23 protein-coding genes are annotated in these 26,892 nt (G+C 45.2%); 6 read left to right on the forward strand and 17 right to left on the reverse strand.

Going from position 1 to position 26,892, the window contains the following annotated elements; genetic code table 11:
- Positions 1–73: 73 nt before the first annotated feature.
- The 7 genes from FME95_RS02545 to FME95_RS02575 form a co-directional block, all read right to left on the reverse strand.
- The gene (locus FME95_RS02545; RefSeq protein WP_147712855.1) at positions 74–1,060 is read right to left on the reverse strand and encodes a glycosyl transferase family protein; all 987 of its coding nucleotides are present in this window, start codon (positions 1,058–1,060) and stop codon (positions 74–76) included.
- A gap of 54 nt (positions 1,061–1,114) precedes the next feature.
- Positions 1,115–1,426 (reverse strand): TusE/DsrC/DsvC family sulfur relay protein, encoded by a 312-nt coding sequence (locus FME95_RS02550; RefSeq protein WP_147712857.1) that lies wholly within the window; start codon positions 1,424–1,426, stop codon positions 1,115–1,117.
- 10 nt (positions 1,427–1,436) lie between these two features.
- Entirely contained in the window at positions 1,437–1,694 is a 258-nt protein-coding gene (locus FME95_RS02555) for a hypothetical protein (protein ID WP_147712859.1), read from the reverse strand.
- Complete coding sequence (locus FME95_RS02560; protein WP_147712861.1) at positions 1,695–2,045, reverse strand: DsrE family protein; 351 nt, start codon at positions 2,043–2,045, stop codon at positions 1,695–1,697. It abuts the gene before it with no gap.
- 10 nt (positions 2,046–2,055) lie between these two features.
- A complete protein-coding gene (gene tusD / locus FME95_RS02565) occupies positions 2,056–2,442 on the reverse strand; it encodes a sulfurtransferase complex subunit TusD (RefSeq protein WP_147712863.1) in 387 nt (128 codons plus the stop codon).
- 118 nt (positions 2,443–2,560) lie between these two features.
- The gene (locus FME95_RS02570; RefSeq protein ID WP_147712865.1) at positions 2,561–3,232 is read right to left on the reverse strand and encodes a Bax inhibitor-1/YccA family protein; all 672 of its coding nucleotides are present in this window, start codon (positions 3,230–3,232) and stop codon (positions 2,561–2,563) included.
- A 408-nt stretch (positions 3,233–3,640) separates the two neighbouring features.
- Positions 3,641–6,289, reverse strand: coding sequence for a helicase-related protein (locus FME95_RS02575; RefSeq protein ID WP_147712867.1), 2,649 nt, complete (start codon positions 6,287–6,289; stop codon positions 3,641–3,643).
- 331 nt (positions 6,290–6,620) lie between these two features.
- Between FME95_RS02575 and FME95_RS02580 the strand changes: the two genes are divergently transcribed.
- Positions 6,621–9,545: an insulinase family protein gene (locus FME95_RS02580; protein ID WP_147712869.1), complete on the forward strand. Its 2,925-nt coding sequence runs from the start codon at positions 6,621–6,623 to the stop codon at positions 9,543–9,545.
- Between the two features lie 529 nt (positions 9,546–10,074).
- Here FME95_RS02580 and xthA read toward each other — a convergent pair.
- The gene (xthA, locus tag FME95_RS02585) at positions 10,075–10,923 is read right to left on the reverse strand and encodes an exodeoxyribonuclease III (RefSeq protein ID WP_147712871.1); all 849 of its coding nucleotides are present in this window, start codon (positions 10,921–10,923) and stop codon (positions 10,075–10,077) included.
- 83 nt (positions 10,924–11,006) lie between these two features.
- Between xthA and FME95_RS02590 the strand changes: the two genes are divergently transcribed.
- A complete protein-coding gene (locus FME95_RS02590) occupies positions 11,007–11,585 on the forward strand; it encodes a thymidine kinase (RefSeq protein ID WP_147714335.1) in 579 nt (192 codons plus the stop codon).
- Positions 11,586–11,590: 5 nt separating this feature from the next.
- Here the strand turns inward: FME95_RS02590 and FME95_RS02595 are convergent, their stop codons facing one another.
- The 3 genes from FME95_RS02595 to FME95_RS02605 all read right to left on the reverse strand — a co-directional run bounded on the left by FME95_RS02595 (position 11,591) and on the right by FME95_RS02605 (position 13,901).
- Entirely contained in the window at positions 11,591–12,493 is a 903-nt protein-coding gene (locus FME95_RS02595; protein WP_147712873.1) for a metal ABC transporter permease, read from the reverse strand.
- A complete protein-coding gene (locus FME95_RS02600) occupies positions 12,486–13,217 on the reverse strand; it encodes a metal ABC transporter ATP-binding protein (RefSeq protein WP_147712875.1) in 732 nt (243 codons plus the stop codon). The genes FME95_RS02595 and FME95_RS02600 overlap by 8 nt, the downstream gene beginning before the upstream one ends.
- Before the next feature lie 180 nt (positions 13,218–13,397).
- Positions 13,398–13,901, reverse strand: coding sequence for a glycine cleavage system transcriptional repressor (locus tag FME95_RS02605; RefSeq protein WP_147712877.1), 504 nt, complete (start codon positions 13,899–13,901; stop codon positions 13,398–13,400).
- A gap of 130 nt (positions 13,902–14,031) precedes the next feature.
- Here FME95_RS02605 and FME95_RS02610 point away from each other — a divergent pair, with 130 nt between their 5' ends.
- Positions 14,032–14,565: an NUDIX hydrolase gene (locus FME95_RS02610; protein ID WP_147712879.1), complete on the forward strand. Its 534-nt coding sequence runs from the start codon at positions 14,032–14,034 to the stop codon at positions 14,563–14,565.
- A gap of 75 nt (positions 14,566–14,640) precedes the next feature.
- Complete coding sequence (gene puuE / locus FME95_RS02615) at positions 14,641–15,540, forward strand: allantoinase PuuE (protein ID WP_147712881.1); 900 nt, start codon at positions 14,641–14,643, stop codon at positions 15,538–15,540.
- A 321-nt stretch (positions 15,541–15,861) separates the two neighbouring features.
- Here the strand turns inward: puuE and betA are convergent, their stop codons facing one another.
- Positions 15,862–17,544 (reverse strand): choline dehydrogenase, encoded by a 1,683-nt coding sequence (betA, locus tag FME95_RS02620; RefSeq protein WP_147712883.1) that lies wholly within the window; start codon positions 17,542–17,544, stop codon positions 15,862–15,864.
- Positions 17,545–17,553: 9 nt separating this feature from the next.
- A complete protein-coding gene (betB, locus tag FME95_RS02625; RefSeq protein WP_147712885.1) occupies positions 17,554–19,020 on the reverse strand; it encodes a betaine-aldehyde dehydrogenase in 1,467 nt (488 codons plus the stop codon).
- A 577-nt stretch (positions 19,021–19,597) separates the two neighbouring features.
- Between betB and FME95_RS02630 the strand changes: the two genes are divergently transcribed.
- Positions 19,598–20,755 carry a nickel/cobalt transporter gene (locus FME95_RS02630; protein WP_187265419.1) on the forward strand — a complete coding sequence of 386 codons (1,158 nt, stop codon included), beginning with the start codon at positions 19,598–19,600 and terminating at the stop codon, positions 20,753–20,755.
- 23 nt (positions 20,756–20,778) lie between these two features.
- On the forward strand, positions 20,779–21,414 hold the full coding sequence (locus FME95_RS02635) for a DUF1007 family protein (RefSeq protein ID WP_147712887.1): 636 nt from the start codon (positions 20,779–20,781) through the stop codon (positions 21,412–21,414).
- Positions 21,415–21,534: 120 nt separating this feature from the next.
- On the opposite strand, the gene FME95_RS02640 is transcribed toward FME95_RS02635, so the two are convergent.
- From FME95_RS02640 to FME95_RS02655, 4 genes are all read right to left on the reverse strand, one after another.
- The gene (locus FME95_RS02640) at positions 21,535–22,398 is read right to left on the reverse strand and encodes an ABC transporter permease (RefSeq protein WP_222709893.1); all 864 of its coding nucleotides are present in this window, start codon (positions 22,396–22,398) and stop codon (positions 21,535–21,537) included.
- A complete protein-coding gene (locus tag FME95_RS02645; protein ID WP_147712888.1) occupies positions 22,395–23,324 on the reverse strand; it encodes an ABC transporter permease in 930 nt (309 codons plus the stop codon). Before FME95_RS02645 ends, FME95_RS02640 begins: the two co-directional genes overlap by 4 nt.
- A gap of 104 nt (positions 23,325–23,428) precedes the next feature.
- Positions 23,429–24,988: an ABC transporter substrate-binding protein gene (locus FME95_RS02650; protein ID WP_246109312.1), complete on the reverse strand. Its 1,560-nt coding sequence runs from the start codon at positions 24,986–24,988 to the stop codon at positions 23,429–23,431.
- A gap of 29 nt (positions 24,989–25,017) precedes the next feature.
- Positions 25,018–26,892 (reverse strand): dipeptide ABC transporter ATP-binding protein, encoded by a 1,875-nt coding sequence (locus FME95_RS02655; RefSeq protein WP_246109313.1) that lies wholly within the window; start codon positions 26,890–26,892, stop codon positions 25,018–25,020.

A 26,892-nucleotide genomic window follows, 5' to 3' on the forward strand; every position in this document is an offset into this window, starting at 1 on the left:
GCAATACCTTTGTTTAGCATAAAATACTGCTAGCAAAAAAATTGGCAGTATAAATTTTCAGTCTGATAACAAATTAAGTTGTCACGATAGGTTGTCGTTGTAACCACCAGTCTGCAACGACGCCTTGAGCTTCTGCTAGGCTAACAGCTCGGTATTGCGCCAACACTAATGCAGCTGTTTGCAATGTAGCCGCTTCGCCGTATGGGTTTGGCTGTTGCTTATTCCATAGATCGATTAGCGGCTCTAGGCTAACTGTTTCAGGACGAATTGCACGGGTTTGTAATACCGGTTCGATTTGTGTGATATCTGCTTGCGTTGCTGCGTGAATGGCAACCGCCGTATTGCTGTCTGGTCGTACTTCGAACTCACCACCGTCACCCTTGAGCACAATATTATTGGTTTGTTCAAGCTTAACTGCCGTTTCATGATGCATCGGCATATAGGCTGGGTGGAACATACCTTGCAGTGTGACGCGTGCATTTAATGGATTCAAATGGCGAACTAATGTGTTGACTGGCGAACGTAAACCCAGCTCTGCCTTCATATCAATCAGATGTGATAACACTGGAGAAAAGCGAGCTAAGGGAATGTAGGCGATATTCTGTTGTTCAATAAGCTCGTTAGCTTCAGCTAAATCTTGTGCGCTGCCAATGCCAATCGCCGAGCAAATATTGGCCGCATATTGGCGACCCTCGGTGTGTTCTCCACCACCATGAATCAATATTTTTAAGCCGTTATTGGCTAATAATTTTGCCGCTAACAGGTACCAAGAAGGCTGCTTCTTTTTACCGGCGTATGCCGGCCAGTTAATATCGATTGCTGCATTGGCAGGAGCTTCGATAGCTTGTTCGGCAGCCTTAACCATACCGGCAAGCTCTTCTGCAGTTTCTTCTTTTACTCGCATCAGCATTAAAAAGGCGCCTAGCTGTGCCTGACTGATGGAGTTATCTAAAATGGCCGTCATAACAAAGGCGGCTTCATCTTCGGTGAGGTTTCGAGTGCCTTTCTTGCCTCGTCCGAGTGCCCGAATGATCAAAGGTAATGAAGTTGCTTGGTCCATAGGGAAAGGCTCTTTAATGTAGATTAACGGTTTATAGGGCTAACTAACGCTCAGTTATAAGCAATTTTTCGGCTTTGGCAAGCCTGACAGTAAAGCCAAAGTTCGTGCTGGGCTTTCACCATAACGCTGCATTAACCAGATACTGTTGCCAATATCAGCACCGAAGTTATTTTTAATATGTTTTACTAGAGGTCGCATTGGCGGTGACAGATCGAATTCAAAATAGAAATTGCGCAGCGACTCAATAATCGCCAAATCTTGCGCCTCTAATGCGATGTCCAATTGTTCAGCAGACTGCTCAGCCCACGCTGGCTGCCAGTCGAGCGGGTTAAGTAAAAAGCCTAGATGGTCGGTCTCAAAAGTCATAAATCTCTAACTACCAGCTCAAAGTCTTGTGATGTTCAATTAGCGATAATAATTCTAACTGGCTGATTTGTTGCCATGCTGCGTTTGCTTTGCCACCTATTTTTTCTGCGTCCTGCTCGAGTACAGCTGCTTGGCAAGCCAGCGGCAGAGCATTGAAAATCATCGGTAGTGCCGCGCTGTGTACCAGCACAATATCATCACTGGATAATAGCTGAGCAAAAAATTCCAGCTCTAAAGCACTCGGTAATTGCGATAGTTTTAATAGCATCTAACCAAATACCTCGACATGTTCAGCCTGTTGCATCCAGCTCGCTAATTCAGCAGTAGATACCGCCTCAGCGTTCTCGTTAAGAGCTTGGTTAGGGTAGAGGGCCTGCGCATGGGAATCGACATAATAGAGGTTTTCAGCGCCATACATAGGCAGAGCGTTGATCTGCTTTTCTATAGACTTTTCATTTATCGGCGCTTGCTCTTTGAGTAACCAGCTCACCCCAGCTTCAAAAAATACAATTTTATGTTCGATATCAAACAAGCCGATGCTCATTAGCGCCTCTAGTATTTCGAGGTGACTACGGCCAAGGTAGCTTGGTTTTTTAACAACAAATAGATTAAATGCCATAGGATTCTTGCTACTTAAAACTGATAATTTTATCGGTGTCTCTAAAGCCCGCGGCCCATTGCCCTAAGCCGACCAACTCAAAGACCTCGTTCATCGGCGCAAAGGGTTTAGCATAGCGTTCGGCTTCTGCCTTATCTAACACGCCGCGATTACTGGCGGCCGCGATGCATAACAATAGTGGTACCTGTTGCTCGGCGAGCTGCTGCCAGCCAGCTAATAAATTCTGTTCATCCGAGGAAGGAGCTTGGCTGTCTAGACCTAAGTAAACGGCGTCAAAGTAAAAGAAACAACGCTTAATGGCATGGCCGTTTTCTAAGCACAGCTGTGCAAATTGCAAAGCGTTACTTGCTGCATTACTGGCTAATGGAGAGCCGTAGATATTAAGTTGGATATTCATAAGCAAATAGGGAGCGAATTTATTGTCTATATCTTAAGTTAAGCAGGCTTAAGTAAAACACAGAGTTGAAAAAAAAAGCCGCATATAGCGGCTTTTTTAGGAGGTTTTCTAAAACCGATTAATCACGACCTGTCAATACAGCAACAAGGTGTAGAAGGTGAACAAATAGGTTGTAGATATCCAAGTATAGGCTGACCGTTGCGCGAATGTAGTTAGTTTCGCCACCGTTAACGATACGGCTAGTATCGAACAAGATCATCAATGACATTAGCAATACAACCGCTGCAGAGATCGCAATGTTCATAGCAGGGATCGCTACAAAGATGCTCGCAATCGAAGCAACCAACACAACAATAAGACCAACCATCAAAAAGCCAGCCAAGAAGCTGAAATCTTTTTTAGTGGTTAGCGCATAGAAAGAAAGTGCAAAGGTTACAATCGCTGTACCGGCTAATGCTTGAGCCACAATAGAAGGGCCAGCAGGTAACGCTAGGTACATATTAAGCATTGGACCTAAGCTTGCGCCCATTAGGCCAGCAAACACAAATGTCCAAACAATGCCCATGCTTGAGTTATAGCTGCGTGGCAGTACAAACCAAATGATAGCGATTGAGCCAAACATCATTGCCATTGAAACAGCAGGTGACAGACCAACTGCCATAGCAGCAACTGCGGCAATAGCACTGACAACCAACGTCATAGAAAGCAGCATGTAGGTGTTTTTAAGCACCTTGTTGGTCGCAAGTGTCGACTCGCGACCCGTGCTGGTTAGGTTTTCAAACTGGGCCATTTCAAGCCTCCTTTGATTAAAGTAATGTCTAGGTTTTTATTATCAGGTTATTACTAGCCAATTCAAGGCCATAAGCGCGAGTTTTACGATAATGACCCAGTAATTCAAGCATTAATGGTTTTTATTCGTCATAGCTACAAGATCGAGCCTAAATCCTGAGTAAAAATCGATTAATAAATCATTGATTTGATAGGCATCAATCTTGTCCATGCTGCAGCTAAGTCAACCGCGCCATTCGGCAGTATCACCCTCGCATAAATATCATATCGTCTACAATGTAGACTTAAAGGCTGTTGTTATTAGCCATCGTCATATCTACACGTAGATAATATGGCCCTTTTATATTGCTACCCCCTGAATGAGTACTCAAACAGGGAGCAGGGTTTGGAAGTCCAGCTGAGATAAGTTTTAGAGCGTCCCTGGAGGCGCGCAAAGAACCAAGCGAGTACTACTGGTTGTAAACTCACATTCAGCCATGGCTGCGGTTTCTGCTTTAATTTGCTGCGATAATGCTTCGATATCTTGCTCAGTGACCAATTTGTTAATGCCAGCTAGGTAAGTCATACGCTCTAATCGAGCCGCGTTATGGTTATTGAGCGCATTGGATGCCTGTTCAATCACCTCACTAAAGCGCTGCTTGGCAAATGTTTGGCTTAAATCGTACAGCGGTGAGATGCGTTCTTTGGCTTCACGAATCATTTTCCGCGCGACCTTAACAGGCATCGCCTTGACCTGCTGTTGCAGGGCGTCTTCTTTAAGTACGTCGTTGAGGTCTTTTTTGCCGCCTTCTAATACCAGCGTTCTGAACACGGACTCATTGATGTGCGGCTTGATCGAGTGTTGGTACAACCCCGGAATGTTGACAGACCATTGCACCTCTAACAAAAGGCTGCCAGCAGGCACTTGTTCCGTTTCAAGCACAGCAATACTGGCCTGGCCAAGGTCTGTGCCTTCTAAAATATCCAATAAGCCCTGAATGAACGGGTGCTCCCAAGATAAGAACAGCGTGTCTTCACGGCCACATGCGATTTCACGGCTGAAGGTGACCAGTGCGCCACCTTCCGGAATGCCGGGCAACATTGGGATCATCATATTGCTGGAAGGAATCAGCTCGTAAATACCCTGAGCGATAGACTCAAAATGCAAATTCAGTAGATTGGCCGCCATTTCAACCACAGCTAACGGGTGGTTTTGCTCCAGCTGCTCAATCTCTTCTTTAATGCTATCGGCTTCTGGCTGACGGCACGAGTTAAGCTCCAGCAACACATCACGGCCTTGTTCCAGCTGTTGCGTCAAGCTCTGTAAGTCTTGATTGATCTGTTCTGCCAGAGCGTCGCTAGGCTCAGTAAACCAAGCTTCTGCGTATTGTTCATGAATAGCACCTGCCGCTGGCTGTATCTGATTAATGCAGTTTAGCGTTGAGTGGTACCAGTTGAAGTAGCCAAGGTCTTGGCTTTGCTCTAACAGGAAAGCATGAATCTGAATGGTACTGGTTTGACCGATACGATCTAAACGACCAATACGCTGTTCTAACATGTCTGGATGGTTCGGGATGTCCCACAGAATCAGGTGGCGACAGAACTGGAAGTTACGGCCTTCACCGCCGATTTCTGAGCAAACCAGTACTTGTGAGCCATCTTCTGCGTCAGCGAAGTGAGCTGCAGCTCGGTCGCGTTCTATTAGGTCAAGCTCTTCATGGAACACGCTGGCATCAATGGCGTACTCGTGACGCAGCTGGAAACCCAGTTGCTTGGCAGTATCCTTTGAATGGGTTATCAATAGGATTTTCTCATCGAGATGATTTTTTAGCCAGTCGGCTAGTGCTTTGACTCGTTCGTCGTCAGAGTTAAAGCAGACAGCCTCAGCTTCTCGGTCATGAAAGCCTTGAACGCCTTTGCGAGTATTACGGTAAACCACGCGACCAGTTCCGTGGCGATCGAGCAGGGCAGACAAGGCTGTTTTAGAATCCTGCGGCCAATGGATGCCGAGTTCCGTCAGTTGAGCTTGTTGTTGGTTGTTAATACTGCCTGCGTTCAATGCCGAAGCCAGTTCGGTTAGCTCTGAAAACGCCTGTTCATCCTGCTGGTATTGCTCAAAACTCACAAAGCGGCCTGAATCCAGTAGATGTAATCGGCCAAAATGCGCTTCTAAGCCAAGTTGCTCCGGTGTTGCTGTGAGTAATAACAGGTGATCCGTACTGGCTGCTAGTTCGCTCCAGTGCGGGATATTAGGCTTAGCATTGGTTGGTAAGTGGTGCGCTTCATCGACAACCAGCATATCCCAGCTGTGGGATTCGATTTCGAGCAGTGTATCTAAGTCTTTTAACTGCTTGTGAGTAACCAGATGCACTTGGCCGATGGCAAAGTCGTGCTCGGCGTCTTGGTACATCTCACAAAACAATGAGAAGCGACGGATTAATTCAACCAACCATTGAGCTTGCAGAGCTTCTGGTACGGCAATAAGAATACGCTTGGCACGGCCTTGTTGAGCAAGGCGATTAATAATTAGACCGGCTTCAATGGTTTTACCAAGGCCAACTTCATCGGCGAGCAGTGCACGCACGTGGGTATGTTCTGTGGCTTGCTTGGCGACATAAAGCTGGTGTGGCAGTAAGTTCGAGCGCGTACCCAACAGACCATTAAGCTGGGCATTCCAAATGGCTTGGGTGCCGCGATTTAATGCCGAACGGAAGGAAAACCAGTTAGGGTGATCGGTTTGCCCTGTGAGCAATCGCATAACTGGGTTATTACGCTTAACAGCATCGGCCAATTCGGTTTCTGGCACCATTTGGCCTTCTGGCGTTTCATAAATGACGAGGCCATTTAGCTCATGGACCTTAGCAATTTCTAGGCTGCCTTGCTCGCGATGCTCAAGGCTGTCGCCAACTTCTAAGATCAAGCGAGTCAGCGGCGCGTTCTGTAGCGCGTATTGGCGTTCGGTGTCGCATTCTGGGAAGTAGAGAGTCACGGCTCGGGCTTCGACGCTTTGCACCATGCCTAAACCCAGTTCCAATTCGCTATCGACCAGCCAACGTTGTCCCTGGATAAAGTCCGCCATATGTCACCTCTACAATAAATTTGGGGCGGCTATTCTACGTATTTACAGCAAGGATGAAAGGGTTAGCGCGCAATCCAAAAACAGCCCTACAAAAGCCCGTGTGCATTTTGGGCAATGGGCTTTATACTGCACTTAAAGCTAACAAATTCGATGTTGAGCACTTAAATAAAACAACGATAAGTTTCAAGTTTAAAAGCAACCAGCGGTTTAAAAAGGTCGCTCTCGCCATCATCCTAGTTATATTCAGCAAAACAACACATCTATCGCCAGAGATATAATCTGCTGCAAAGCCAATTTGGCCTGCGTTAGATATTAAGGAAACCCCATAAGCATGACGTTAAATTCAGCCTGTCCAGCCCCATTTTCCAGCTTCTCTTTGATTGAATCGCGCTATATCGAGTCGCTCAATATACGTTTAGAGCATTATCGACACCTAAAAACCGGCGCTGAGCACTTCCACTTAGCCAGTGATAGCAAAGAAAACGTCTTTATGGTGTCGTTACGTACTATGCCAAATGATTCCACCGGCGTGGCGCATATCTTAGAGCACACAGCTTTGTGTGGTTCAGAGAAGTATCCAGTACGCGACCCGTTTTTTATGATGACTCGTCGCTCACTGAATACCTTTATGAACGCCATGACCAGCAGCGACTGGACGGCTTACCCCTTTGCCAGTGAAAACAGCAAGGATTACGAGAACTTACTGTCGGTTTATCTGGATGCGGTGTTTTTCTCTCGCCTAGATGAACTGGACTTCCAGCAGGAAGGTCATCGTTTGGAGTTTGAAACGGATAACGACCCTAGCTCGCCGCTGCAATACAAAGGTATTGTGTTTAACGAAATGAAAGGCGCTATGAGTTCGCCGGTTTCGCAGCTGTACCAAACGGTTAAGAGCCACCTGTTCCCGAGTAATACTTACCATTACAACAGCGGCGGGGACCCTGAACACATCCCCGATCTGAGTTATGAGCAGTTAAAAGCCTTTTATAAAACCCATTACCACCCTTCGAACGCCAGTGTATTCACCTTTGGTGATCGTCCAGCAGCCGATATTCAGCAGCGCCTAGAAGAACAGGCGTTTAGTCGCTTTGAACCGCTCGGTCACAGCCTATCGGTGCCACCAGAAAAGCGTTTTAACAGCCGTTTAACGGTTGAAGCCAGTTACCCGCTGGAAACGGACATCGACAATAAAACCTACCACACCTTGGCTTGGTTGCTTGGCGAAAGCGCTGACTTAGAGCAGCAGCTAGAAGCCCATCTATTAAGTGACTTATTGCTTGATAACAGCGCCTCTCCTTTACGTAAAGCGCTAGAAACCAGTGAAATAGGTACAAATCCATCACCACTGTGCGGCTTAGACGACTCTAACCGTGAAATGATTTTCCTGTGCGGCATGGAAGGCAGTACGCCAGAGCAAGCCGAAGCCTTTGAGCAGCTGGTGACAGAAACCTTGCAGCAGGTTGCAGAGCAGGGCGTTAGCGATGACGACATTGAAGCCATGTTGCACCAATTGGAGCTATCGCAGCGTGAAATCACCGGCGACAGCTACCCATATGGCTTGCAGTTGATCTTCTCGGTCACTGGTGCCGCAACGCATGGCGGTTCGGTTATGGAATCGTTAGATATCGATCAAGCATTGGCGCAACTGCGCGAAAAAACCAAGCAGCCTGGCTATATTGGCGAGGCTATCGAACGCTTGTTGCTTAACAATGCGCATCGCGTGCAGCTTAGCTTTAAGCCGAACCCAGAGTTCAAAGCGCGCCAGCTACAACATGAGCGTGACCGCCTAGACACCATTCAACAGACCTTGAGCGATGAGCAGGCGCAGCAGATCGTTGCTACCGCGCAGGCGTTAAAAGAGCGCCAAGCGCAAGTTGATGACGACAGCCTTCTGCCAAAGGTAACGCTGGATGATGTTAATCCAGAGGTTAAAACCATAAAGGCCCATAAAAACGGCCCGGTTGTGCAATACGCGGCAGGTACTAACGGCTTGGTTTATCAGCAATGGTATTGGCCGATCCCGCAGTTAACGGTAGATGAACAGCAATTGATGCCGCTCTATACCGCCATGTTGCCAGAGCTTGGTGCAGGAAAGTTCGATTACCTAGAAATGCAACAGCAGCAAGCTGCTAAAACTGGCGCGCTTAACCTGTACAGCCTGTATAAAACCGATATTCAAGACACCAGTAAGCTGAACGGCTATTTGGTGCTTAGCGGCAAGGCGCTGGAGCCTAATGCTCAAGCGTTGACAGACATTATGGAGCAGCACTGGCTAAATGCGCGCTTTGATGAAACCGACCGCATTCAAGATTACCTCAACCTAATGAGCTCTCGTCGCGTGCAAGGCATCACTGGCAGCGGTCATTCTTTGGCTATGCAAGCTAGCTCGGCCAGCCATGCTGTGGGTAGCGCATTGAGTTATCACAATACTGGCTTACCGGCCATTGCACGGCTTAAAGGCTGGATTCAGGCTTGGCAGCAAGATCCGAAGCAGCTTGGGCCTTGGTTGCAAGCCTTACAGTCGTTGCACCGTAAATTCCAAGCCAGCTCAGCACACGCGTTGGTCGTCGGCGAGCAAGACAGCCTTGCTGAACTGGAACGCATTCAATTAGCGACTCAAATGAACTTTGCAGAGCAGGGTGCATCGCATCACCAAAGCATTGCATTGGCGGCTAAAGAGAACCTAGTTTGGAGTGTCGATACCCAAGTAAACTTCTGTGCCGCTGCTTATAAGACGGTTGCTCCTGAGCATCCAGACTCTGCGGCACTGACCATCCTTGCCGGTGTGTTACGCAATAACTATTTGCATACCGCGGTGCGTGAACAGGGCGGTGCATACGGTGGCGGGGCTAGCCATGACAACAGTAACGGTGTGTTTCGCTTTTATTCTTACCGCGATCCTCGACTAGAAGAAACATTAGAAGACTTCTCTAAGTCGTTGAATTGGTTAGAAAAAACTAGCATTAGTGATGATCAGGTTGAACAGTCAATCTTGGGCGTTGTTAGCTCTTTGGATAAACCAGGCTCACCAGCCGGGGAAGCCAAAGCGGCCTATCAAAACCTACTATTTAACCGCAGTGATGACTTTAGAAAATACTACCGCGAGCAGCTACTTTCTGTGACCAGTAAGCAATTGGTTGATGTTGCCGGGCGTTATCTCACCGATGACAACAAGACCGAAGCGGTGATTACAGACACCAGTAATGCAGAGCGGCTGGCAGATAAAGGCTTTGCTTGGCACAAACTTAGTGAGTAATAGAGAGATTCAGCATTGAATCAGGCATAAAAAAGCCGACAGCATGCAAGTGCTGTCGGCTTTTTTTGGGTTTTAGAAATACATTAAATATGTGAAGCACCGCCGGTAAAATGGGAATCAAATGAACAATAGACATCCAGTTGCCAGTACCGTGTTTGATTACCTCAAAAATGAAACCAAGCCCTTGGTTATGGGCTTTCCAGCAGGCTTCATAAGCAAAATACTCAGTTTAAGCCATTTTTATGGCTTTAGGCGGGCTAAAAGATGATGAAAACCCTGCATATAAGAAAATTATAAAATATAGTTTGCGGCTTAATATCGGGCTTTCAGGGCAGTGATTGTTAAAAATCTTGAACCAGAACCTACAATGAAACTAAGAGAAACCCTATATGAACTTAGAAGCAAGTAAAGGCTGGTTTTTAACTGCTGAAAAAAGATAGCCAAGCCCTTGGTTATAGGCTTTTGAAGAGTATGTATGAAGCATAAAAAAGCCGACAGTATGCAAGTGTTATCGGCTTTTTTGAGCTTATTAACAAGTAAGCAGCTCAGAAAACCAAGCTAAATCAAGATCCAAGCTCAGCCAGGCAGGGGCGTGGTCGCTGGGTTTTTCCATTCCGCGAATTTGGTAATCGATGCCGACTTCTTGAATGAGTGGTACCAGCGGTGCAGTGATCATAATGTGGTCAATGCGTAAGCCGCGCTTAGGCTCGTCATCAAAACCTTTAGAACGGTAATCGAACCAGCTTAATAGCTCGCTAGATTCTGGATTTACTTGACGATAGCTATCGACTAAGCCCCAGTTACGAATGCGTTCAAACCATTCACGTTCTTCTGGTAAAAAGGCCGATTTGCCTTCACGTAACCAGCGCTTAGCGTTCTTTTCACCGATACCGATGTCTGCATCAACCGGTGCGACATTAAAGTCCCCCAGTACGATCACAAGGTCATCCGGTGTGACGTTGCTTTCCAGCCAGCTGAGTAAATCAGCGTAAAACTTACGCTTTGCGGGCCATTTGGTTTCGTGCTTATTGCTTTCACCCTGTGGAAAGTAGCCATTAATGACCGTCAGAGTACGGCCATCTTTGGTTGGGTGTCGAGTAATGATTAATCGGCGCTGATCGTCTTCGACATCGCTAGGAAAGCCACATTCGTGCTCAACCGGCTGACGCGTTAGGGTGGCGACGCCGTGATGGGATTTTTGCCCCCAAACTTGAGAAACCAAGCCACTGTGCTGGCTAACATCATCATGAGGATATAGGTCTGAGTGCACCTTAATTTCTTGCAGCGCTAAGATGTCAGGGTCATGGCTGGTGCGAATGGCATCCAGCTGATGAAAGCGGGCGCGAATGCCATTGATATTAAAAGAAATGATTTTCATGTAACTTTCCATTGAGGCAGAACCAATAAGGCCAGTATTATTGCCCACCTTTCTTTTGATTGATATTGAGAATTATCGAACTTATGGCGCAGCTTTATTTCTACTACTCGGCAATGAATGCCGGAAAATCCACCGCGTTACTGCAATCTGACTATAACTATCATGAGCGTGGTATGAAAACGCGGCTGTTAACTGCGCAATTGGATAACCGCTTTGGCGAAGGCCAAATTGCCTCGCGTATTGGCTTGGAAAAACCCGCAGATACTTTTAATGAAAGCACCGATTTAATTGATTGGTACCAGCAAGAGCCGAGTGTTGACTGTATCCTCATTGATGAAGCGCAATTTTTAACCAAACAACAGGTCGACGACTTAGCCACCATTGTCGATGAATTTAATACGCCAGTACTGTGTTATGGCATTCGTACTGACTTCCAAGGCGAGCTGTTTTCTGGCTCAGAACGACTCTTAGCCATTTCCGATAAGCTGACCGAATTGAAAACCGTCTGCCATTGTGGCCGTAAGGCAATCATGGTGGTACGGATGGACGAGCAGGGCAACGCCCTCGTCGAGGGCGCTCAAGTACAGATTGGTGGTAACGAGAAATACGTTTCTATGTGCCGAAAGCACTACAAAGAAGCGTTAGCAAAGGCTCAAAACTAATACAGCTAAGCAGTTAAATGCTTACGTTTACGGCCTAACCATTGGCTGAGCACGCCGTTATTTCGCCCTGTAAGTACTGAGACGAAATAACATAGGCCTAAGCTGGCAATAATGGTTGGGCTGGTTGGAATGCTGATGTAGTAAGACAGTAGCAACCCAACCAAGCAGCTGAAAAACGCCAGTACAATGGCAAGCAGGATCATCGGCTCCAATTGCTTTACCCAGAAGCGAGCAATGGTTGCTGGTAAAATCATCAAGCCAACCGACATTAATGTGCCCATCGCATGGAAACCACTGACTAAATTCAGTACCACGAGCATCAAAAAGCCAAAATGGGCGATCGCGCCATAACCACTCACCGACTTTAAAAAGTCAGGGTCGATACATTCCATCACCAAAGGGCGGTACAGAATTGCTAGCGTTAATAGCGTGATGCTGCAAATAATTAACAATAGGATGAGTGCGGTATCGTCTAACGCCAATGTTGAGCCAAATAAAACGTTCATTAGGTCGACATTACTACCAGACATAGAAATGATCATCACGCCAATTGCCAACGACGTTAAATAAAACGCCGCTAGGCTGCTATCTTCGTTTGTGTCTGTTTTGCGCGCGGCTAACCCAGATAGTAAGACAACAAAGCTGCCAGCAAGTAAGCCGCCAATGGTCATCGCGGTGACCGATAAGCCAGCAAATAAAAAACCCAATGCCGCACCGGGCAAAATAGCATGTGCCATCGCATCGCCGGTTAGGCTCATGCGCCGTAACATTAAAAACACGCCGACAGGGGCAGTACTAACCGAAAGCATCAACATGCCCAATAACGCACGTTGCATAAAATCGAATTCGACAAATGGCATGACAAACAGGCCAATAACGCTGGTGATTTCCCAGTTAGCATCAATCATGTTTTACCTCGCATACTTCGGCGTGAATAGCGCCTAAGGCAACGCTGTTGGCTTTATTGATGTTGTCTGCACTGAGCACCTCATTACTTGGCCCGTGTGCAATTAATTCTCTAGAAAGCAACATGGTTTGAGGGAAATAACGGCGCACCAAATCTGAATTATGTACTACGGCAACAATCGTCGCGCCAGCCTGATGCTGTTCAATAAGCACCTGCATTAAATCTTCAATGGTGGCTTCGTCGACAGCGGAAAAAGGCTCATCCAACAACAGAAGTTGCGCGTTTTGAATCAATTTACGAGCAAACAATAGCCGTTGGAACTGCCCGCCAGATAAGGCATTGAGGGTTCGTTTTTCGAAGCCTTTTAAGCCAACTTTAGCTAGCGCCAGCTGTATACGCTCGCGTTGATCCGCCGTAATTCGCTTAAACGGGCCATTTTCATACCAGAGGCCAGTACCTGTAAACTGGCCTACCGTCATAGGAAAGCGCCGATCCACCGCGCTCGATTGCGGCAAATAGCTGATATCACTTTTAACGATACCGTTAAACTCTACGTGGCCTTCAATAGGCAGAACGTGACCTAAAATGGTTTTCAATAGGGTAGATTTGCCAGCGCCGTTTGGGCCAACCAAGGCTAAAAAATCGCCTTTGGCGATATGTGCATTTAAGTGATGCACGGCTGGGTGGCGATCGTAGCCAATGGTTAGGTTTTCGAAACGTAACATCAGCTAATCGTTCCTAATAACAATGCGGATAATATAGAAATTAACAATAAAACGGCGGCAAGGCGTGCCACCAAAGGCCAATTAAAAAAGTGCATAACAATCGATTTTGTCTAACGAGGGCGGCAATGATACAAGATATCGAGGCGCTTTGTCCTCAGCCATTATCGATCAGCACAGCAATTAGGCATCCATAAATACCCGCAGCTGTTTATCTAGCTGCTCAAGGCTGACTTTAAGTTCATCAGCGCTCAGCCCTTCGGGTAAGCTCAATGTTAGCTTCGCTTCAAATACACCGGTGCTTAAGCCAATAACCGGGTAGCGCCGGCTTTCAAAATGGTCGATAAAAACATCCTGTTCATAGAGTAGGTGGGTGATTTCACTGGTTAAGCCTTGTCGGTCTTCGCCTTCTACAGTAATTCGCGCCATTTGGCGGATATTGAGTTTATCGCCAGAGACCGGATGGTAACTCACAGAATAGTCGTAAAATTCAGCCATTAGCTCTTCAAAAGCCGGTAGTTGTTCTTCTTCGATGTCTAGCTTCAATAGGCCTGACATTTGGCCTTCGAGATGAATCATTTTATTGGCTAACCAAACACCTCCCAGTTTTGCGGTATCTTCTGTGAGCTGCTTGAACAGCCCGATTCGATCAGGGCCTTGAATTGATACAATAAGCTGAGTATTCATAACAACCTCGAATTGTTTTTATTGTTTAAATGTAACCGTTACAGTATAGGTCGATATTGAGCTGCGCGCTTTCGATCTGGCGCTACAGCCTTTATGAACCCTTTCTAACAGCACTGAATTAGGTAACGCCATGTATAAGACGCTGTCCTCAACAGAAACCTATAAAAACCCTTGGATACGAGTACGTGAAGATATTATCGAGCGGCCAAGCGGTGAGCAGGGTCTTTATGGCGTGGTCGAGAAAAACGATTTTGCCGCCATTATTGCTGTCGACAATGGCCAGATTCATTTAGTTGAACAATATCGATACCCCATTGCACAGCCGACACTCGAAATCCCCATGGGCGGATGGACTGACCAACCCGATGCCGACCCAATGCAGCTGGCGCTAGGAGAATTACGCGAAGAGACAGGTTACCAAGCGGATAAAATTGAAAAAATAGGCTTTCATCATGTCGACAACGGTACCTCGACTCAGGGCTGCCATATCTTTTTAGCCAGCCAACTGCACTTTGTCGGTCAGCAATTAGATAATGAAGAAGAGGGGCTTATTGCCTGCCAAATTCCACTTGAGGTGTTTGAGCAAAAAATAATCAGCGGTGAGATTACCGATGCCTGCACCATCGCCTGCTATGGCTTGGCAAAGCTGAAAGGTTTACTCTAAGTCTGAAACTTATAATCTGAAACCTATAGATAGTTATACTAAGTAACAACAGAAACACGATCAACTGAGAACCCTATGAACAACGATTACCCAAGAGACCTCATTGGCTACGGCCAAACACCACCAAACGCAAACTGGCCCAACAAAGCAAAAATTGCACTTCAATTTGTCATTAATTACGAAGAGGGTGGTGAAAACTGCGTATTGCATGGCGATGAAGGCTCCGAGAGATTCTTATCTGAAATTGTTGGCGCTGAATCCTATGCTGATCGCCACCTCAGTATGGAGTCGATTTACGAGTATGGTAGTCGTTCTGGCTTTTGGCGCTTACATCGCTTGTTTACTCAAGCGAATATCCCGACGACGGTTTTTGGCGTTGCCACGGCGTTACAAAAAAATCCAGATGCTGTTAAAGCCATGCTTGATGCTAACTGGGAAATCGCCAGCCACGGTTTACGCTGGATTCACTATCAGGATTTCAGCAAAGAAGAGGAAAGGGTGCATATCGAAGAAGCAATTCGGATTCACCAGGAAACCACGGGTAGCAAACCGCGTGGCTGGTATACCGGCAGAACCAGTCCTTATACATTAGAGTTGATTGCTGAGCGCGATGATATTTTATACTGCGCCGACAGTTACGCTGACGACTTACCCTATTGGGACAATAACTATTCCAAGCCGCTTTTCATTGTACCTTATACACTCGATACCAATGATATGCGCTTTGCAACGCCACAAGGCTTTAACAGTGGCGAACAGTTTTACCAATATTTAAAGGATGCTTTTGATGAACTTTATCGTGAAGGCGAGCAAAGCCCTAAGATGTTGAGTATTGGTTTGCATTGCCGAATTGTAGGCAGACCAGCTCGCTTGGCTGCATTACGCCGCTTTATTGAATACACAAAACAGTTTGACGATGTTTGGTACGCCACACGTCAACAAATTGCTGAGCATTGGTTAGCTGAGCATGGCTGATTAGTGACGTAGTTTATTAAATTTCCCTCATAAACTTTCAAAAGCCGTCTTAACTGCTAATAAGATGGCTTTTGCTGACTCTCTAATGACAACTCCCAATATAGAAAATAGCAGGGTGATTCAAACCCTCTGTATTTCAGCAAGCCTTATCGGCAGATCTTAATTTCTTTTGTGGTTTAACTCTTAAGTTGGTTTCTGCCATCTACCTATCTCCTTATGTCCGATACTGTGAGGTATTGGATATTGCGTTTAGCATTGAATATAGATAGCTGTACTCAGCCATAAAGACCTAACTGGCAGTCTTTATGGCTGGTTTTTTCTTTATACCGCGCTTGCTGAACGTTGTTGGCTTTGCCACTTATCAGCAACAACGACTGGTGCATCACTGGCGGCTAAAGGCGTTTTACCAAGAATTAGATCGGCAGCTCGTTCTGCAACCATAATGGTTGGCGCATTTAGATTGCCATTGGGTATGGTTGGGAAAATTGAAGAATCGACCACGCGTAGATTTTCAATGCCATGAACTTGGGTGTTGGAATTAACCACAGCCATATCATCTTCTCCCATTTTGCATGAGCACGATGGATGATAAGCGCTTTCTACTGAGCTTCTTACAAATTCATCAATCTGTTCATCTGTCTGTACGGCTAAGCCTGGCTGAATTTCTTCACCACGATAGTCATCTAACGCAGGCTGATTAATAATTTCACGCGTTAATCGTACGCAGGCACGAAAGCCTTCAATATCATCTTGATGCGATAAATAGTTAAATTGAATGCGTGGCGCGGTATGAGGATCGCTAGAAACAACCTTAACATCGCCTCGGCTTTTGGGTTTGTTATGGCCAATATGAACCTGAAAACCATCACCAGCAAAGGCTTCTTTACCGTCGTAACGCATTGCCGCAGGTAAGAAATGATACTGCAAATCCGGCCATTCTAAATTGGCTTTAGAGCGAATAAAGCCGCAAGATTCAAAATGATTGGTCGCGCCTAAACCGGATTTATTAAGTATCCAACGAACGCCGATAAACAATTTACTTAATGGATCCAGTTTTCGGTTTAACGAAATGGGTTTTAAGCATTTAAACTGGAAATAAAACTCAAGATGATCTTGCAAATTTTCGCCAACACCCGGTAATTGATGCAGTGGTTCAATACCAGCAGCTTGTAACGTTTTTGAATTGCCGATCCCAGAAAGCTGTAAAATATGCGGTGAACCAATCGAACCTGCGCTTAGAATAACTTCTTTGTTACAGTTTATATCAATCAGTTTTCCTTTAACTTCATAACGTACGCCCACCGCTTTTTTGTTTTCTATCAGCACTTTATGCACTAACGCATGGGTTACAACCGTTAGGTTCTTACGTTTCATGGCCGGCTTTAAATAGGCATTCGCTGTTGACCAACGTACGCCATTTTTAACCGTCATGTGCATTGGGCCAAAGCCTTCTTGCTGGGCAGCATTGTAGTCATCAGTGGCTAAGTAACCGGCATCGGTACCGGCATTAATAAAGGCTTTATAGAGTGGGTTTTTCATTTGGTTGCCGTTATTAACCGACAATGGGCCACTATCGCCACGGTAATTATCGCCACCAAAAGCCCAAGTTTCTGCCTTTTTAAAATAAGGTAAGCAGTGTGCGTAATCCCAGTTGTTTGCGCCCTGCTGCTGCCATTCATCAAAATCACGAGCATGACCACGAACATAGACCATGCCGTTGATCGATGATGAACCGCCAAGCACTTTACCGCGCGGACAATGCATACGGCGGTTGTTTAATGTGGGTTCAGCTTCGGTTTCAAATTGCCAAGCGTATTTTTTAGTGTTCATTGGAATAGAAAGCGCTGTTGGCATTTGAATAAAAATACTTTTATCGCTGCCGCCAGTTTCTAATAGCAACACCCTATTACTGGCATCTTCTGTTAAGCGATTTGCAAGGACACAACCTGCACTGCCAGCACCAACAATAATGTAGTCGTAGTTGCTTGAATTTTTTACAGTCATTTTTATTCCTTAAAACGGGCTTTCTAGTGTTTGCATGCCAACGTATACCGCTTTTATTTGGGTGTAGGCTTTTAGAGTTTCGCTACCGTTTTCTCGGCCGATACCAGACATCTTATAACCACCAACGGGCATTTCGGCAGGTGATGCGCCATAGGCATTGATCCAACAAATACCCGCATCGATTTGATGAATGACACGATGGGCGCGTTTTATATCTTGGGTAAATACTGCAGCTGCGAGGCCTAGCTGGGTATCGTTAGCGCGGACAATAACTTCGTCTTCATCACTAAAGGTTAAGATGGACATCACAGGGCCAAATATTTCTTCTTTAACAATCGTCATGTCATCGGTGCAATCGGTAAATATTGTTGGCGCAACAAAAAAGCCTTGCGGTGAGTTTTCTGGTTGCAATGCCTTACCGCCAGCAAGCAAGGTTGCCCCTTCTTTTTTACCGAGCTCAATGTAATCTAAAACCTTTTGCTGATGCTGCTGTGAAATGAGCGCACCAAAATTAGTTTCTGGCTGCATCGGGTCACCACAAATAATATTTTGCTTAGTGCGTTCAACAAGGCGTTCTATAAAGCGTGGGTAAATCGCTTGTTGAACAAAAACTCGTGTTCCATTGGTACAGATTTCGCCTTGAGTATAAAAGTTACCCAGCATCGCTGCAGAAACGGCGTCTTCTAGGTCGGCATCATCAAAAATGATTAGCGGGGATTTTCCGCCCAACTCCATCGTGACTTCTTTTAGCGTATTGGAGGCAGCGGCCATGACTTTTTTACCGGTACCGACTTCGCCGGTAAAGGACACTTTGGCAATGTCTGGATGATTTGTTAACCAAGAACCGACGCGCCCATCGCCCTGCACTACGTTAAATACGCCGTCTGGTACGCCTGCTTCAGTGAATATTTCGGCCAAACGCATAGCGCCGCGCGGCGTTTCTTCTGATGGTTTAAAGATCATCGCATTGCCGCAAGCCAACGCTGGCGCAGCTTTCCAACAAGCAATTTGCAACGGATAATTCCAAGCGCCTATCCCGGCACAAATACCTAAGGGTTCGCGACGGGTGTAATAAAAATCATCTCCAACGGGTTGTTGGTTACCTTCAATACTGGGCGCTAGACCGGCAAAAAACTCTATCGAATCGGCTCCGGTAACAACATCAACTTCGCTAGCCTCCTGCCAAGGCTTACCAGTATCGATGACTTCGCCTTTCGCTAGTTCATCATTAGATTCTCGAAGTAACGCTACGGCTTTCAGTAAGATTCGGCTGCGCTCCATAGCGCTCATAGCAGACCAGATGGCAAAGCCTTTTTGAGCGCTTTCGATGGCCGCTTGCTGTACCACTTCGGTAGCGGTTTCTACCAAGTAACTGATTTCGCCTGTGGCAGGGTTAGTGACGGCAAAGGTTTCCCCCGTACCATTGGCGATATATTGACCGTGAACATAATTTTGGTAGGTAACTAACGAAGGCATCATTTCTCCATATTGATGGTTTAGCGTATTTATTAGGAACTTAGCGCTGTGGTATTACTACCAAAATCCATCAATAACGACTTGCGGACATTGTGTAAACTCTTTCAACTAACATTGTATGCTTGCTATAGAACGACAGCATTCAGCTAAGCTAGTGCGGATCATGATAAATAAATGAGTAACCGAGGTATATAGCTGGCCGTTATTCACCTAATTTTCAATCGTAGCCTTTAAGTTCAAGATCAAATTTTAAGCATCATACGAGCTAAGTTTAGTTCTCAGCACTCGCGCTCAGCCTTGGCTGACTGGTTTACATCGGCTTAATTGTGCTGACCCTAATATTCAACATATCAACACTGTAAATCTGACTCTGCATAAATTGATATACTATATCATTTGCCTTAGTATGCATCGTCGATTCAACTCACTCAGGCGCGTTAATTAACCCGAAGCTGTTTTTACATCAGGCGTGTTAGTGAGATTTTAATGATGACAAAGCCTGCCACTGAGGCATGTTGATTTCATTCTGTTATGTGTAAGCGCTATGCTTCGAGTGCAAATAATTGGATTATCTTTTATGAAAAGCAAGTTCCTGTCGGTTGTTAGTATTGTTGCAATCTCTTTGTTCGTCGCTGCTTTATGGCATTATTGGCCGGCGATCGTTAAAGGCATACTTACAACACAGGCAGACTTTCACAGCCTGTTATCACGACATATTAGTCAATTCAAAGAAAACCCTCGTGTTAGCGGCGCTATGCTAGTGGCAATTTCTTTTGCTTACGGCGTATTTCATGCTGCTGGCCCTGGCCATGGTAAAGCGGTATTGGTGACCTATTTATCGACGCAAAAAGACACTCTTAAACAGGGTATTTTTATTTCATTTGCTGCGGCGATATTTCAAGCGATTGTCGCTATTAGCATTGTTTCTATTATTTCCATCCTGTTGAGCCAAACCTTTAGCCAAACCAATTTGGTGAGTCTACGTACTGAGCAAACCAGTTATGTTTTGGTTATATTATTTGGTGGTTATATCTTGTGGCGATCGGTTTTAAAAGTTAAAAAGAGATTAGTTGGCGCGCGCAACGACCATCATTCACACGACCATCATTCACACGACCATCATTCACACGACCATCATTCACACGACCATCATTCACACGACCATCATTCACACGACCATCATTCACACGACCATCATTCACACAACCATCATTCACACAACCATCATTCACACAACCATCATTCACACAACCATCATTCACACAACCATCATTCACACAACCATCATTCACACAACCATCATTCACACAACCATCATTCACACAACTATCATTCACACGACCATGGCGATCAATGTTGTCATACCTATAAGCCGGTCGAAAAAGTCTCTCCGTGGCAAACCCTTGGTATTATTGTCGCCATGGGAGCAAGGCCCTGTACTGGCGCGATAATGGTGCTTATTTATTCTCATATTGTTGGCATCTACTGGGTTGGTATTAGTGCAACGTTGCTGATGGGGCTTGGCACCGGGCTGACAGTAGCAAGCCTAGGCTTTATAACGATTCTATTTAGGGAGCAACTAAGTAAAGTTGTTTCAAGTGACGCCAGTCATGGCCACCACAACAGTACTGTAGGCTTGTTTATTTCCTGTTTCGGCGGCATATTATTACTGTTACTTGGTTTCAGCCTGTTTCAGGCTTCTATAGAAACTGCGGTACAGCACCCTCTTTTCTAAGCTCTATAAATGTTGAATTGCCCATGCTACGTCAGTTAGTTTTATTTTCTTTGTTATTAATAGCCAATGTGGCGCACAGCCATCCACATGCTTGGGTTAGCTTAACCAGCGATTTTGTTATCAATGAGCAGACCGAGCTTTACGAAGTTCGGCAACGCTGGATCTTTGACCCCTTTTATTCTTTAGTAATTCTCGACGATTTACGCAAGCAATATACCGACGACGAATTAGCGCTGAGGATGCAAGCAGATCAAATCGTTAACAATTTACAAGCCTTAGGTTATTACTCGCATTTATCGCTCAATAGCCAACCGATTGATTTAGGTCGCCCTTACAAATGGCATATGTCGACAGCAACCGTTGGCGATGACGAAATCATGATTTTAGAGATGTTGTTTTCGGTATCGCCCATTTCACTTATTAATCATCAGGTAGAGTGGACAGTCTTTGACCCCACCTATTATGTTTCTATGCGCCACGATGCTATTGATTACATCCGAATTATTAATGCCAGTTCCGCTGAATGTGAGCCTCAATTGATTGAGCCAACACCAACAGATGAGCAAATTATGCTTGCTTCCTCTTTGGACAAAACGCAAACCTCGACCGAGGGTCTCGGTGAAATTTTCGCGCAACGCAGTACCATTCAATGCTTTTAATTTGCTTTCAGTAGCTGAATGAGTATGTGATAAAAAACGCCTCAATAGAGGCGTTTTTTTGTTCACACTTGTGTACTGAGATTCCTTTAAGTTTCTAATTTAAGCCTCTAGTTTAAATATCTAAACACTTTTACCTAATTGATCTCTCAGCCAATCGCCGAGTAAATTTAAACCTAACACGGTCAGCATAATAGCTAAGCCTGGAAAAAGCGTTATCCACCAAGCAGTTTGGATGTAGTTTCTGCCTTCAGCCAGCATGCCACCCCAGCTTGGCGTTTGTGGGTCTACTCCTAAACCTAAAAAGGTTAAGCTACTTTCCAATAAAATATTGTTAGCGATATTAAGTGTTAACAAAATAATTAACGGCCCCATCGCGTTGGGCAAAATATGTTTGAAAATAATATTAATACTCGACTGGCCGTAACTTTTTGCTGCAAGGATAAACGTTCGTTCACGTAACGCTAAAACAGAGCCTCTGATAATCCTTGCATATTGCACCCATTGGGTGGCAATCATGACAAAAATAATTCGCTCAAGGCTCGGACCGTAAATTGCGATAATAGTCATGGCAAATAAAATAAACGGGAACGCTAGTTGAATATCAGCAAAACGCATGACAAAAGTATCGAGCCAGCCGCCATAATAGCCCGCATAGAGTCCTAAAACAGCGCCAAGAATCACTGCTCCGAGTGAAGAGTAAATTCCAACGATAAATGAAACCTTACCGCCTGCAGCAATTCGGGCCAAAATATCTCGACCTAATGCATCCGTTCCTAATGGGTATTGAGCGTTTGCAAGCGGTGGTGATAAGCGTGCCAGTAAATTAATGCTGTCAGCTTTATCTGCAAACAACCAAGGCGATAAAAATACCAGCCCTGCTAACAATAAAGTGAGGCTAATGCCTAAAATAAATTCTAAATTTCGAATACGAATCATCCATTGGGATTGCCAAATCGATGCTTTTTCTGCGGCCTGTTGAGTCATGATTTCACCCGTATACGTGGATCGATTAATGAATAAGCCATATCAGTCACTAGGTTTACCAATACGATTAGCATGGCCAAAATACAAACAGAGGCTTGAAGCAATGGGTAGTCTCGTTGCGCAATAGCATCAAGAGCTAACGACCCCATACCCGGCCAGTTAAACACCCGTTCAACCACAACGATGCCACCAATTAAGTTGCCGAACTGAAGGCCAAAAAAAGTAATCAATGCAATGGCGCTGTTACGCAGTGCATGTTTATAAATGACCACCCTCTCCTTTAAGCCTTTGGCTCGTGCAACCATAATGTACTGTTCAGAAAAGATATCTAACATAGCAGTACGAACCAGCCGAACATTCACTGCGGTCAGAACTATCGCGACTGTTAGTGACGGTAGAATTAACGAAGCTATTCCGTTGTAGCCACTGACAGGCAGCCAGCCCAGTGTGATCGAAAAAATTAAAACCAGCATCATTGCTAGCCAGAAATTAGGAAACGAAAGACCTGCTAGAGATAAAATTCTAATCAGTTGATCAATCCATTTTCCTTGTTTTGTTGCAGCAAGAATCCCTAAAGGTACAGAGACAAAAATTGAAATTAACATCGATGTCATGGCGAGAATTAAAGTCGATGGTAATGCAGAACGGATCAATTCGTTGATTGGGCCACGGAAAAAACTATTACCCAACTCGCCAGTAATCAGGTTTTTCATAAAGCCTAAGTATTGGCTATAAAAAGGAGCATTAAGACCAAGTGATTCTCGAATCATTGCTAGGTCTTGTTCAGTCACGTTGCTAGATTCTTGCGTCATCATGACTGCCGGGTCGCCAGTAAATCGGATTGCAAAGGCGACAAATAGCGTTACCGAAAAAGCCACGAACGCAGCTTGAATCAGTCGCTTTATAAAAAATGTCAGTTGTTGCATAGCGTCTCTCCTCAAATGAAAGACTTGAATGGCAACGCCGCTAATCACTTAGTAGTCGTTGATCACCAAATAAGAGTGCGGAGCTGCCTGAGTTACTTTAACTTTTAATCTTCTACTGCTACATCCATATAGCGCACTCGATCATCGGGTGCTGGCGTGAAGCCTGAAACCTTTTTAGAGACACCAAACATTGCTGCGGTATTAAATAATGGCAACTCTAAATGGTTGGAGCGAATGTACTGAGAGACCTCTTGTAAAGCCTTTTCACGAACCTCTCGGTCGTAAGTTCCTCGTTGCTGCTCTAACAATGCATCTAGGGTTTCATCGGCAATATAAGGATTAAAACGCTCGCCACTGTGGTACAACAAATAGGCCGTGTTATCGAAATCGAATGTCCAACCGCCCCAAGCAAATAAAAACAGCTCGCCTGTCTTACCATTTGGAATTAGATCGGAAGACATAATATTGCTGTCGTTTGAACGAATCGATAAATCAAGACCGACTTGGCTTAAATAAGAACTGATAACTTGAGATACTTCACGGAAGGTTTCATCGTTGTTTTGGATATCCAAGGTTATTTTTGTACCTGGTTTTACTCCTGCTTGCGCTAACAACGTTTTAGCGCGTGTAGGGTTGTAACTGTATTTCTCTAACGATGGGTCAAAACCAAACGAGCGTTCACCCTGTGCACTGGCAATGGTTTCACCGAAGCCGCCCAATAGCGCGGTTAAAATAACATCGCGATCAATGGCAATATTAATGGCTTCACGTACTCGAGGGTCGGCAGTAATGGCATCGGTGGTTTTAAAACGCATCATGTAAACCGTCGGCCCTGGTACAGTCACGAGATCAACGCCTTTATTGTTTTTTAACGCTTCAACTGAGGTGCTTGGAATGTTAAGTGAAATGTCGATACCGCCAGACATCAACTCAGCCATGCGAGTTGCAGGTTCGGCAATAAATCGAATGGTGACAAATTCTGTTTTAGCCGTGCCATTCCAATAATCATCGAAGCGTTTTAACTCTACTGCAACTGAAGGCTCATAATTAACGACCTGGTACGGTCCTGTGCCGACAGGCTTACGGTCAAATGCCTCTTCGCCGACTTGCTCAATATATTTTGGCGGTACGATCATCGCGCCATAACCGGCAAGCTTGGTGATTAATACAGGGTCAACCTGATTCATGACAAAATCGACAGTAAATTCGTCAACAACATTAACAGTATCAATGGATGTATAGTTGGAACGCTGAGGGCCTTTCATGCCCTGCTCACCGAGTAATCTATCAAAGGTATATTTAACGGCGTCAGCGTTAAAAGGCTCACCATTATGGAATTTTACGCCTTCACGCAAATGAAAACGTATACGACTGTTGTCATCTAAAAAATCCCAACTGGTTGCAAGTCCTGGTGACAGCTTTAATGTCTCATCACGCTGAATTAAGCCTTCAAAGATATTGCTTCCGATGGAGCCCCAAGAAAGCCGAAAAGTATCAATCGGATCTAGGTTTTGTGGATCGTAACCTTGAGCGACCGTTAGTTGGTCGGCAGAAAATGAATTGACTGAACAAGTCACTGCAGCAATTAAAATTGCACCAACCTTAATGGTTTTTTTAATGCCCTGACTTGCATTTGTCAAAGCGGTATTTGCTAATTTTTTCACAAGAAAATACTCCTAAGTAATTAATTTTATTAATCGTTTATAGTTGTAAACTCGGGACTGTGATTTGCGACCAGATGGCCTTTATTTACCTCAACGTAAGAGTGAACGTTGGGTTGGCTGCCTATTTTTTTAATAGTGCTTGGAATTTCAGTACTAAAGTTTGGCGGCCTGTTTTTATTTCGGGTAGCTATTGTCGGTACTGAAGAGATCAATCGCTTTGTATAAGGGTGCTGAGGGTTTTCAAAAATTTGTTGCCGCGTCCCTATTTCTACAATTTGTCCTAAATACATCACGGCAACTCGATGGCTTATACGCTCAACAATGGCCATATCGTGTGAGATAAATAAATAGGCGATCCCTTGGGTTTTCTGTAAATTCAAAAACAGATTAACCACCTGTGCCTGCACGGAGACATCCAACGCCGACACCGCTTCATCAGCAATGATCAGTTTCGGTTCGCAAGCCAAAGCTCGTGCAATACAGATACGTTGCCGCTGACCGCCAGAAAATTCTTTCGGGTATCTGCGCGCCTGTTCTGGTAATAAGCCGACCATCTTAAGTAATTCAGACACTCGTTCATCGGCTTGCTTTTTACTGCGAACAAGGCCGTGTACCCACGCCGGTTCGATAATCGACGCGCCAATGGTTTTACGAGGGTTTAATGCTCCGTATGGATCTTGAAATACATATTGGATGTCTCGACTAAAGAGCTTTTTACGCGATGAAGAAACCTTATAGATGTCTTCACTCTCAAGCCGGACTTCACCAGAAAAGGGTTCAATCAGTTGTTGAATCGCTTTACCAACGGTTGATTTGCCACTGCCAGACTCACCGACAATGGACAGCGTTTCATTCGGATAAATCGCAAACGAAACCTGTTCTGCAGCATGAACATAATGGGAAAGTCGACCTAAAAAGCCATCGAATAACGGATAACGAACAGTCAGCTTATCGACCTCTAATAGCGGCGCTGAGTAATCAACTCGACTGTCTTGGTCGTGCGCCTCGAGTACTTTTTCATCATCATCGTATTGCTCAAAATACTTAGGGCTTGTAGTGCCCGTCATGCTGCCTAATTCTGGCACTGCGGATAATAGGTTACGCGTGTAGGCCGTTTTAGGCCCACTTAACATTGCCTCGAGTGAATTACGCTCCACCTCTAAGCTATTGCGCATCACCAGTACATCATCGGCGACTTCTGCAACAACGGCCATGTTGTGACTGATAAAAACAATTGCGCTGTTCAGTTCTGTTTGTAAGTCTTTGATGAGTGACAATATTTGAGCTTGAATGGTGACATCGAGCGCTGTGGTTGGCTCATCAGCAATTAAAACTTTGGGTCGGCAGGATATCGCCATTGCAATCATGACACGTTGCAGTTGGCCACCGGATAACTGATGAGGGTAATAGCCGAGCAATCTTTTGGATTGCGGCACCCGCACCAAATCTAACAGTTCACAGGCTTTAAGTTTTGCTTGCTGGTATGAAATACCCTGATGTAACACCAGTGTTTCGCATAGTTGATGACCAATGGTAAATACCGGGTTTAACGACGCCATCGGCTCTTGAAAAATCATCGAAATTTCTCGACCACGAATCAGCCGATGCTTTTCTTCGGGCAGCTGGGTTAGGTCGACAGGCCCAAGTAAATCGCTCTCAAATTGAATCCGCCCCGTGGTAATTTCAGCACCGAGATGCTTGGTTAAACCCATAATGGCAAGAGATGAGATCGACTTACCCGATCCAGATTCGCCAACGATGGCGAGCGTTTTATTTCGATAAAGATCAAAAGAAACCTGATCAACAACCTTGTTACGTCCAAACTGAACGGATAAATTCTCGACCGACATCATAAGATCATCAGAATTTGGCAATGAACTCACGGCTTGAGTTGATTGATTCAT

It is taken from the genome of Reinekea thalattae (assembly GCF_008041945.1).
Classification (GTDB): Bacteria; Pseudomonadota; Gammaproteobacteria; order Pseudomonadales; family Natronospirillaceae; genus Reinekea; species Reinekea thalattae.